The sequence below is a fragment of the Nonomuraea antri genome (genome assembly GCF_013283785.1).
In the GTDB taxonomy this organism is placed as follows: Bacteria; Actinomycetota; Actinomycetes; order Streptosporangiales; family Streptosporangiaceae; genus Nonomuraea; species Nonomuraea antri.
In genome coordinates, this window is record NZ_JABCPZ010000318.1 from 1 (window position 1) to 10,313 (window position 10,313).

The window sequence follows — 10,313 nt, forward strand, 5'->3', positions numbered from 1 at the left end:
CCAGCCCGCCCCCCGCCGCACCCCGCTCGACGCGGACGAGAAGGCGCGGGCCGAGAACGGCTTCGCCGCACTCGTCACCGAGCACCTTCGCGCGGAGGGCCGGTTCCGGGTGAGCGCCGACACCCCGGAGATGGTCGAGCTGTTCCAGGCGGCCGCGCGCAGGGCCGGCGAGACGCTGGGCCGTCCGGTGGTCAGCTACGCCAACGGCCGCTACATGGTGATCACCTTCGCCGAGCACGCCCAGGCACAGGCGGTCGAGGCCCGCGCTTAGGAGAGGGCGCGGTTCAAGAGGCGGCGGGGCTCAAGGGGCGGTGCGGCGGCGTAGCACGATGCGCTCGGCCCAACTCGCCGCCTCCGGGTCGCGCAGCCCCTCGACCACCCCGCCCAGATACGCCGTGGCCAGGCTGTCGAAGCCGCTGTCGAGCTGGCGCAACCGGCTGGCCCGGCGCCGGTCGGCGGACTGGAGATACTGCGCGATGCTCTCGGCGTATCCGGCGTCGGCCTGGTAAGCGGCCTGGGCGGCGGCACAGGCGCGGGCCTCGGCGTCGCGTTTGCCGCGCAGCTCGCGCAGCCGCCGGTCGTTCGGGTTGTGCATCCTGCGGCCCAGGTCGGCGGCGATCAGCGCGGTGGCCACCAGGAGCACGAGCAGCAGGATCATGGTCGGCAGCCGGCCGACGCCCTCGCTGGTCGGGCCGATCTCCTGGCCGTCCACGATCAGTGGCTTGACCAGCGCGTCGCGGCGCAGCACCGCGACGGCGACGATGAAGCCGAGCCAGGTCACGGCGACGCCGATGAGCAGCCAGCGGCCCCTGAGCGGGCTGCCGTGCTCCTGCCAGGAGCGGAAGGCCCGGCCGTACATGTGCGGCGCGACCAGCATGATCAGGGCGGCGCCCGCGGCCAGCAACGCGGTCATGGCGACGCTGTCGCCCCAGCTCAGGATGACCTGGTAGAGGATCGGGACCTCGACGATCAGCAGCAGGAGCAGCAGCGCCGCGGCGGGCAGCCAGCGGCGCACGGCCGGCCAGCGGCTGCCCGACAGCGCGATGGAGCTGGGACGGCCGTCCCCCGGCCGCCTGCTGGGCTGTTCCAGCTCGCTGACGTGGTGCTGGGTGTCGTCGAGGGCCTTGCGTGACTCGGCGAACGCGCGCTGCGACTCGGCCAGCTTGATCTTCTGCGCCTCGAAGGCGGCGCGGGCACGCTGGAGCTCCTGCTCGGTCCTGTCCTCCATCATGGCCAGCTCCCCGGCCCGCTCGTCGGCCAGCTCGTGGAAGCGTGGGACGCTGCCGGTCTGCAGCGTGAGCGTGTCGATCTGGCCCTCGGTGGCGTGGGCGCGGCCGAGGTCGCGTTCCTCGTGGCGGCGCTGCCGCCAGTCGGGCAGGTGGTACAGGTCGCCGTCGTAGGCGATGGCGGGGGCGATGCGGGTGACCTGGCCGGGGTCGGCGGGTTCGGCCTGCTTCCGGCGGATGAAGCGCATGTGGCCTCCCAGAAGGGGGTTCTGCCTTCGATGCTAATCGCGCCACCGCGGAACGGGCCGGTCGTCGGCTATCCGGAGTTCCGCACCACCAGCCGCACCGGCAGCACCACCGAGGTGGTGTGCCGTCCCTCCAGCCTGGACAGCAGCAGCCGGGCCAGCGCCAGCGCCTGGTCGTTGACCGGCGCCCGGACCGTGGTCAGCGAGAACAGCGCGGCCGCCGCGTCGTCGTCGAAGCCGACGACCGCCAGGTCGTCCGGCACCCGCCGGCCGGCCTCGGCGGCCGCCCGCAGCGCGCCGACGGCGAGCTGGTCGCTGGTGGCGAAGACGGCGTCGAGCGCGGGCTGGTCGCCGAGCAGCTGCAGGAGCGCCGCCGCGCCCGAGCGCGGGGTGCCGTCGGCGGGCGCGAGCAGCGGGTGCAGCCCGGCCTCCAGCAGCGCGGCACGGTGCCCGGCCAGCCGGTCCTGGACGGTGACCTGGTCCATCGGGCCGCAGATCACGCCGATGCGGCGGCGTCCCGAGTCGAGCAGGTGCCTGGTTGCGGCGGCCGCGCCGCCGGTGTTGTCCACGTCCACGTACGGCACGGGCGAGGCCACGGCCGGCTTGCCGAGCAGCACCAGCGGCACCCCGGTGCGCGCGAGCGATTCCGCCAGCGGGTCGGCCGGGCCCGAGGCCAGCAGCACGACGCCGTCGGCCTGGCGCGCCGTCACGTGCTGGACGATCCGCCTGCGGCTGTCGGCGGTGTCGGCCAGCATGAGCGTGATCTGCTTGCCGGCCCCTTCGAGCAGGCTCGTCACGTACTGCACCACGGCCGCGACCAGCGCGTCGCTGCCCTGGCGCGGCACGGACAACACCAGCGCGACGGCGTTGGTGCGGCGGGTGGCCAGGCTCCTGGCGGCGGCGTTGGGCACGTAGCCGAGTTCGCGCACGGCGCGCATCACGGCGGCGCGCACCTCGGTGCTGACCGACGACTCGCCGTTGACCACCCGCGACACGGTGGCGCGCGAGACGCCGGCGCGGGCGGCCACGGTCTCCAGCGTGGGCCGGCCGCGCTGCTCGCCGGGCAGGTCGCCGCGACTGATGACGTCGCGGTACCAGCGCGCGCTGGTCTTGAGCGTGCGCCGCTGGGTGGCGAAGTCGACGTGCACGAGCCCGAACTTGCGCTGGTAGCCGTCGGCCCACTCCAGGTTGTCCAGCAGGGTCCAGGCGAAGTAGCCGCGGACCCTGGCGCCGTCCGCGATGGAGGCGCGCAGCGCCCGCAGGTGCTCTTCGAGGAAGCTGACGCGGTCGGCGTCGTCGATGCCGTCGCCGGTGACGACGTCCACGAAGTCGGCGCCGTTCTCGGTGATCATCAGGTCGAGTTCCGGATGCTCGGCGGTCAGGCGGCGCAGCAGCAGCGACAGCGCGCCGGGCACGATCGGCCAGCCCATGGCGGTCACCGCGGTGGGCACGGTGCAGAACAGGATGCCCTCGCTGCCCGGGTAGGCCGGGTCGGCGGGCTCGCTGGGCTGGGCCTGGACCACGGTGGGCGCGTAGTAGTTGACGCCGAGCAGGTCGAGCGGCTGGGCGATGACGTCGAGGTCGCCGTCGCGGACGTGCGGCGCCAGCCTGGGCAGCAGCTCGGCCGGGTACGCCCCGCGCAGCACCGGCTCCAGGAACTGCCGGTGCTGGAGGGTGTCGATCCTGGCCACGGCCTCGGCGTCCTCGGCGGACAGCTCCCTGCCGAAGTCGCCGACCTGGGCGGGCGTCAGCACCGGGGCGAAGTTCAGCACCAGGCCCACCTGCGCGCCGCCCGCGCGCAGCGCCTGCGCGGCCAGGCCGTGGCCGAGCAGCAGGTGGTGCGCCGCGGCGAAGGCGTCGGACGCGTCCGCGCGCCCCGGCGCGTGCACCCCGGAGCCGTAGCCGAGGAAGGCCGACACCCACGGCTCGTTGAGCGTGAACCAGGTGCGCACCCGGTCGCCCAGCGCCTCGTGCACCACGGCCGCGTAGTCGGCGAAACGGTGTGCCGTGTCACGCGCGGGCCAGCCGCCCGCCTCCTCCAGCGCCTGCGGCAGGTCCCAGTGGTAGAGCGTCGCGTACGGCGTGATGCCCGCCGCCAGCAGCTCGTCCACCAGGCGGGCGTAGAAGTCCAGGCCGGCCGCGTTCACCTTGCCCGAGCCCTGGGGCAGCACCCGCGGCCAGCTCACCGAGAACCGGTAGGCGGCCACGCCCAGGTCCTTCATCAACCGCACGTCCTCGCGGTAGCGGTGGTAGTGGTCGCAGGCGTCGGAGCCGCCCTGGACGAAGGTGTCCCAGATGGAGGGGCCGCGCCCGTCGGCCGAGGTCGCGCCCTCGATCTGGTAGGCGGACGTGGACACACCCCACACGAAGTCCGCGGGGAACCGCGCTCTGCTCATCTGACGTGCCTCCGGCGAATGATCGAACGCCCAGTCTCTCCCGCGAGGCTCGTCGCACGCCAGCCGGGTGCGGGCGTCGCCGTCGAGAAGTCAGCCGGCGGCGGGCGTCCCGCCGGGGACGGTCACCCAGCGGGAGAACGTGGTGCTCCCGTCGCGGCTGAGCTGGAGTATCGGGACGTTCTTGGTGATCCGTTCCCCTCCCGAGCCGATCTTGATCGGCCCGCTGCCGCCGTTCACCTCGACGGTTCCGCTGGTCAGCATGCTGGCCACGTCCGCCGCGGTGGGCAGGCGCTGCTTGCCGGCGAACTTGTCGACCGCCGCGATGGCCGCGCCCATCGCGTCGTGATGCATGATGGCCATGCCGTCGTCGAGGTTCTCCGCGCCGAACATGCGCTCGTAGGAGTCCGGGTCCTGCCCCTTGAATCGGGCCTGGACCGCGGGGATGACCGGGCCGTTCGGCTGGACGACGCCCTCGCTGTGGGCCAGCGCGGTGTAGAAGAGCCTGATGCGCAGGTCGCCCCACATCTGCTTCTTCGACTCGCGGTTGAGCTGGCTGGCGTCGTCGCCGGTGATCACGGTGACGTTCTTCTCGATGCACGAGCTCTGCTGGCTCAGGCCCTCCATCAACGCGGGCAGGGGTTCGCTGCGGCCGCTGTACAGCACGGTGTTGGCGTCGGTGGTGCAGATCGACGCGGCGATGTTGGCGAGCACGGTGCCCGGATCGCTGGTGTCGGAGTCGAACGACTTCTCCTCGACCCGTTCCTTGTCGGTGAGTGCCCGGGTGAAGTGGTCGCCGAGCGTCTTGACGTAGCTGTCGGCCCGGTTGGTGTCCCTGACCACGACCGCCCGGAGATCGGGACGCAGCCGCCTGGCCAGATCCACCGCGGCCTGGGCCTGCTCGCTGTTGAGCGTGGCCACCCTGGCGAGCCCCTTGTACGGCTTGAACTCGTCAGAGGTGATCACCGCGGCCACCATGGCGAACGAGCTCTCGCTCAACCGTGCCACCGCCCGGTGCCCGGTCTTGTTGCTGGCGCCCAGCCCGGTCACCGCCACGATGCGCTCGCCCTCGGACCTGGCCCTCAGGTCGTCGACCGCGGCCTCGACGCCGTCCGGGCCGACGTCGCCGACCAGCACCTTGACGTACGGGGCCCCGCTGCCCCGCCGGTTGCGCCACACCTGTGCCAGGTGCGCGCCCTGCAGTCCGTGCCTGATGCTCTCCCGGTCCAGGGAGATGTCGGTGAGTGAGCCCGTCATCGGCATCAGCACGGCGATCGTGACGTGGTCGTCGGGATGGTCGCGCTGGATCCGGCCGTTCTCCTCCTGGATGCGTCTCATGACGTCTTCCAGGTCCGGGCCGAACGCGGCCGGCTCGTCGGTGAGCGGCGGCGTCCGCTGGAGCACGAGGACGACGCCCACGACCGCCACGACGACCAGCGCCACGAGCCCCGCGAGCACCAGGTGCCAGATCCTGCGCCCGCGGCCGTAGCCGGGGGCGGTGTCCGCCCGCACCTTCCGGCCGCCGGCGTGACGTCCTTCCTGGTGCGTGGCCTCGTCCTCAGGACTGTTCATACCTTTCGGCCTCCCGTAACAGGATCGACGGGCTGGATCCGGACAGCAGCGCCAGTTCTCTCAGCCAGTGCGCGATCTGGGATGCGCGGCGCCCGGAGGGGTCCAGGAGTGGATCGAGCCAGAACCAGCGGTTCACGATCAGCGCCTTGATCAGGAGGATCCGTTCGTCGCCTGGGGGCGGCGGCCCGGTGGCCATCAGCGAGTCGTACAGGTCGTCGGCGGAGCGGTCCAGCGGCAGCGCGTTCGGCGCCGTGGTGACGTGGTCGTATCGCCCGATCCACTCCGCCAGCCGGCTCGTGCCGTCCTTGACCTGGTCGAGCAGGCCGAACTGGCGGTCGAGGCCGCGGGCCACGTGCAGCAGGTGCCCGGCCGGGTCGCCCGGCGTCACCCGGGCCAGGCGGTGGTGGAGCGCGGCGCTCTCGTCGGCGTACCGCTCCAGGCAGAACTCCTCCAGCCTTTTGTGCACGACGTCCCAGCGCGTGCCGTTCTCGGCGTGGGCGAGCCGGTGCAGCAGGAGCCTGCGCAGCCACGGGTGCAGTACGGTGACCTGCTCGCCGTCCTGCGGCGGCCACCGGCCGCGCATGTCCTGACGCGCCGGCCGGGTCGTGAGCCAGAGCCGGTCGCCCAGCGCGTCGCGGAGGTTCGGCGCCCCGCCGGACAGGTCGAGCAGCGCGTTCTCCGCGTCGTCCAGGTGGGCGGCCGCGGCCCAGCCGCACAGCTGGTCCAGGTGCGGCAGGTGCAGCCCCGGCCAGCGCAGCACGTCCGCCTGGTGGATCATCGAGCGGAGATCGTCGTCGCGGGCCGCCGGGCCGAGCAGTTCGAGCAGGCGCCGGGTGGCGGCCGGGTGCCCGCCGGTGAGCCGGTAGATCGCGGGTGGCCCGGCCGGCGGCTCTCCGGGTGTCGCGGGCGGCATCAGCACCGGATACCACCAGCGGTGCTCCCGCCTGCCGCCCCGGCCACGCCAGTCGGCGTGGCTCGCCTGGTCGAGCCGGGGCACCTGGAGGTCGTCGGCGGCCACCGTACCCGGGCGCGCCCAGCTTGCGCCCACCGGCAGCCACATCCGCGAGGCCGCGACCACCAGCAGCGGATCGGCGCCCTTGGCCGGGACGAGCGCCTTGAGGAACGCGCGTCCCGCGTCGGTCTCGGCCCCCTCCAGGAGCAGCAGGCAGCAGCGGGGGTAGCGGGTGCGCCGGGACCAGGCCTCGGTGAGGTCGGCCAGGAGCGCCTTGCACAGGATGAGCGCGGCGGACTCCGCCTGCGCGCCGATCTGCCCGTCGCGCCGCCTGGCCAGGTCCACCACGTTGTGCGTGGAGATCTCGGCCTGCAGCCAGGACCTGCCCTTGTCGTTGAGCAGCCTGGACACGTAGCGGCCGCCGGCCAGCGCGGCCTGCGTCACCGCCACCGCCCCCGCCAGCCACGGCCCGATCTCCGGCACGCCGCCCAGCAGCTCTCTGAGGGTGTGCAGGGAGTCTGAAGCCGCCTTGCGCTTCCCGCTCACCAGGTCGTCGAGTTCCTCGGCCAGTTCGGCGTCGGTGCGGCCGGCCGGCTTCAGCTCGAGCACGTGCAGGCAGAAGACCACGCGGGGCAGTTTGACGGTGGAGGACTCCATGAGATCGTGCGCGATGCGCTCGACGGTCTTGACCACGGGCAGGCTCGACTGTCCCGTCAGGCGGAAGTCCATGCGCACCCGGGGCGACTCCGGGTCGACCACGCTCTCCCAGACCAGGCGGAGGTATTCGCTCTTGTCCGTGCCCTCGGGGCCGAGCAGCAGGACGACCGGCAGTTCCTGGCCCTCGGTGCGCGGCAGAAGGTCCTTCGCCGGCAGGCGAAAGCTGGAATCGTCGAAGAAGTCCGCCATGGCGCGGTCCTACCAGGGGATGTCGGGCGGTTCCTGACCCTGCGTGTCGCCGTACCAGCGACTTGTCAGATCTTATGACCGCGCTTCCCCGATGCGGGCGGACATGCCGGAAAATACGTATCCGACCGGGGGACGCGCGCCCGGAGCGTTCGTCGCGCGCCGGCCCGGCCAGGCGGTATACAAGGCCCGTGGAACTGGACCGGCTGGACCGTGACATCATCGCCGCGCTCGTCGACGACGCTCGGCAGACCTACGCCGAGATCGGGCATCAGGTGGGGCTGAGCGCGTCGGCCGTCAAGCGGCGGGTCGACCGGTTGCGCGAGACGGGCGCGATCACCGGGTTCAGCGCCAGGGTGGCCCCGCAGGCGCTCGGCTGGACCACCGAGGCTTACGTCGAACTGTTCTGCGCGGGCAAGACCAAGCCGTCGGACATCGCGCTGGCCGTGGCCAAGTTCCCCGAGGTGGTGGCGGCGGCCACGATCACCGGTGAGGCCGACGCGTTGTTGCACGTCAGGGCCACCGACGTGCGGCATGTGGAGCGGGTGATCGAGCGCATCGCGGCGCAGCCTTTCGTGGTGCGGACCAAGAGCGCGATCGTGCTGTCCAGGCTGGTCGACACCCCTCCCGGGGCGGCCGTTCCCGAGGCGCGCAACGGATCCGCCATCGGGAGCTGATACTCGCAACAGACTCGCGCGAAGACGCAATGCCAGCCGCTTGGCCTGCATAAACATGCATTCTTAGGCTGTCTCCGTCCCAAAAATCGGGACGAGCCCCGACAAAGTCGACGGAGACTTGCATGCCCAAACACTTCCTCATGTGCCGCCCGGACTTCTTCACGGTCGAGTACGCGATCAACCCGTGGATGGACCCCGAGGCCGGCGCCGACCGCGACGTCGCGATCCGGCAGTGGGAGGGGCTCAAGGCGGCGTACGAGGATCTTGGGCACCAGGTCAGCCTGATCGACCCGATCGAGGGGCTGCCCGACATGGTCTTCGCGGCCAACGGCGCCACCGTGGTCAACGGCCGCGTCTACGGCGCCCGCTTCGCCTTCGCCGAGCGCGGCCCCGAGGGCCCGGCCTACCTGCGCTGGTTCGCCGAGCGCGGCTACCCGACGCACGAGCCGCAGCACGTCAACGAGGGCGAGGGCGACTTCCTCACCCTCGACGAGGTCGTCCTGGCCGGCACCGGCTTCCGCACCGACGTCTCGGCGCACCTGGAGGCGCAGGAGTACCTGGGCCGGCCGGTGATCTCGCTGAAGCTGGTCGACCCGCGCTTCTACCACCTCGACACCGCCCTGTTCCCGCTGGACGGCAAGAACGTCGCCTACTACCCCGGCGCGTTCTCCGCCGGCAGCCAGGAGGTGCTGCGCCGGCTGTTCCCCGACGCCGTGCTCGCCACCGCGCGGGACGCCGAGGTGCTCGGTCTCAACGCCGTCAGCGACGGCACGAACGTGGTCATCAACGCCGAGGCCATGGATCTGCAGTTGGAGCTCAAGCGTCGTGGGTACGAGGTGGTTCCGGTCGACCTGTCGGAGCTGCGCAAAGCGGGCGGGGGCCCCAAGTGCTGCACACTGGAGATCAGGGGGGAGAACTGATCATGACCACCAGCGCAGAGCTGATCGAAGTGAGCGAGCGCCGTAGCGCGCACAACTACCATCCGCTGCCCGTGGTGATCCACGAGGCGCACGGGGCCTGGGTCACCGACGTCGAGGGCAAGCGGTACCTGGACTTCCTGTCCGGCTACTCCTCGCTCAACTTCGGTCACGGCAACGAGAAGATCATCAACGCGGCCCAGGAACAGCTCAAGAACCTGACGCTGACCAGCCGCGCCTTCTACCACGACCAGTTCGCGCAGTTCTGCGCCGGGCTCGGCGACCTGACCGGCAAGGACATGATCCTGCCGATGAACACCGGCGCCGAGGCCGTCGAGACCGCCATCAAGGTGGCGCGCAAGTGGGGCTACGAGATCAAGGGCGTCGCCGCGGACCAGGCCAACATCATCGTGATGGAGGACAACTTCCACGGCCGCACCACCACGATCGTCAGCTTCTCCACCGATCCCGACGCGCGCGCCGACTTCGGCCCGTACACGCCCGGTTTCAAGATCGTGCGCTACGGCTCGGCCGAGGCGATCCAGGAGGCCATCGACGACAACACGGTCGCGGTGCTGGTCGAGCCCATCCAGGGCGAGGCCGGGGTGCTGGTTCCGCCGGACGGCTACCTGCTCGACGTACGCCGGATCTGCTCCGAGAACAACGTGCTGATGATCGCCGACGAGATCCAGTCGGGGCTCGGCCGCACCGGCAAGACGTTCGCCTGCGACCACGAAGGCGTCGTGCCCGACATCTACGTGCTGGGCAAGGCGCTGGGCGGCGGCGTCGTCCCGGTCTCGGCCATCGCCGCGAACCAGGACGTGCTGGGCGTCATCAAGCCCGGCCAGCACGGCTCCACGTTCGGCGGCAACCCGCTGGCCTGCGCGGTCGGCAACGCCGTCATCGAGCTGCTGAACACCGGCGAGTACCAGGAGCGGGCCGCCAAGCTGGGCGAGCTGATGCACGCGCGGCTGCGCGAGCTCATCGGCAAGGGCGTGGTGACCGTGCGCGGGCGCGGCCTGTGGGCGGGCGTGGACATCGACCCGTCGCTGGCCTCGGGCCGCGAGGTGTCCAAGGCGCTGCTGGCCCGTGGCGTGCTGGCCAAGGACACGCACGGCACGACCATCCGGCTGGCTCCGCCGATCGTCATCTCCGAGGAGGACCTGCTGTCGGCGATCGACAAGCTCGCCGACGCCATCGCCTCGTTCTGATCTCAGGTACGGCGAAAGCCCGGCCACCGCACGGTGACCGGGCTCTCGCCGTGGCCGGGGTCAGCCCTCGGACGGGGCGGGCTCCTCGGTGGGTGCGGACGCCTCGGTCGGGGCGGCCGGCTCGTCGGCGGGCGCGGGCTCGGTGGGCTCGCTGCCCGGAGCGGGCGCCTCGGTGGGGGCGGCCTCCTCGGTCGGGGCGCGCTCCTCGGTCGGGGCG

Annotated in this window: 8 protein-coding genes; 4 read left to right on the forward strand and 4 right to left on the reverse strand. The window is 72.0% G+C overall.

The genetic code is table 11. The features are described from left to right. Nucleotides 1-271 (forward strand): hypothetical protein (locus HII36_RS50310; RefSeq protein ID WP_173530512.1); only part of this gene is annotated, 271 nt, incomplete at its 5' end. 30 nt (nt 272-301) lie between these two features. On the opposite strand, the gene HII36_RS50315 is transcribed toward HII36_RS50310, so the two are convergent. The 4 genes from HII36_RS50315 to HII36_RS50335 all read right to left on the reverse strand — a co-directional run bounded on the left by HII36_RS50315 (nt 302) and on the right by HII36_RS50335 (nt 7,294). Continuing rightward, complete coding sequence (locus tag HII36_RS50315) at nt 302-1,474, reverse strand: hypothetical protein (protein WP_173530513.1); 1,173 nt, start codon at nt 1,472-1,474, stop codon at nt 302-304. Nucleotides 1,475-1,542: 68 nt separating this feature from the next. Continuing rightward, nucleotides 1,543-3,867, reverse strand: coding sequence for a GH1 family beta-glucosidase (locus HII36_RS59020; RefSeq protein WP_217370959.1), 2,325 nt, complete (start codon nt 3,865-3,867; stop codon nt 1,543-1,545). Between the two features lie 90 nt (nt 3,868-3,957). Beyond that, a complete protein-coding gene (locus tag HII36_RS50330) occupies nt 3,958-5,436 on the reverse strand; it encodes an ABC transporter substrate-binding protein (protein WP_173530514.1) in 1,479 nt (492 codons plus the stop codon). Then, a complete protein-coding gene (locus HII36_RS50335; protein ID WP_173530515.1) occupies nt 5,423-7,294 on the reverse strand; it encodes a hypothetical protein in 1,872 nt (623 codons plus the stop codon). Before HII36_RS50335 ends, HII36_RS50330 begins: the two co-directional genes overlap by 14 nt. A gap of 188 nt (nt 7,295-7,482) precedes the next feature. On the opposite strand from HII36_RS50335, the gene HII36_RS50340 reads away from it, so the two are divergent. The 3 genes from HII36_RS50340 (at nt 7,483) to rocD (ending at nt 10,096) form a co-directional block, all read left to right on the forward strand. Next, on the forward strand, nt 7,483-7,968 hold the full coding sequence (locus HII36_RS50340) for an Lrp/AsnC family transcriptional regulator (RefSeq protein ID WP_173530516.1): 486 nt from the start codon (nt 7,483-7,485) through the stop codon (nt 7,966-7,968). A 122-nt stretch (nt 7,969-8,090) separates the two neighbouring features. After that, complete coding sequence (ddaH, locus tag HII36_RS50345) at nt 8,091-8,888, forward strand: dimethylargininase (RefSeq protein WP_173530517.1); 798 nt, start codon at nt 8,091-8,093, stop codon at nt 8,886-8,888. A gap of 2 nt (nt 8,889-8,890) precedes the next feature. Next, the gene (gene rocD / locus HII36_RS50350; RefSeq protein WP_173530518.1) at nt 8,891-10,096 is read left to right on the forward strand and encodes an ornithine--oxo-acid transaminase; all 1,206 of its coding nucleotides are present in this window, start codon (nt 8,891-8,893) and stop codon (nt 10,094-10,096) included. The last annotated feature ends 217 nt before the right edge of the window (nt 10,097-10,313 follow it).

Coding starts and splice junctions, on each gene's coding strand:
- HII36_RS50315 (WP_173530513.1), bottom strand. CDS start 1,474: ATGCGCTTCATCCGCCGGAAGCAGGCCGAACCCGCCGACCCCGGCCAG.
- HII36_RS59020 (WP_217370959.1), bottom strand. CDS start 3,867: ATGAGCAGAGCGCGGTTCCCCGCGGACTTCGTGTGGGGTGTGTCCACG.
- HII36_RS50330 (WP_173530514.1), bottom strand. CDS start 5,436: ATGAACAGTCCTGAGGACGAGGCCACGCACCAGGAAGGACGTCACGCC.
- HII36_RS50335 (WP_173530515.1), bottom strand. CDS start 7,294: ATGGCGGACTTCTTCGACGATTCCAGCTTTCGCCTGCCGGCGAAGGAC.
- ddaH (WP_173530517.1), top strand. CDS start 8,091: ATGCCCAAACACTTCCTCATGTGCCGCCCGGACTTCTTCACGGTCGAG.
- rocD (WP_173530518.1), top strand. CDS start 8,891: ATGACCACCAGCGCAGAGCTGATCGAAGTGAGCGAGCGCCGTAGCGCG.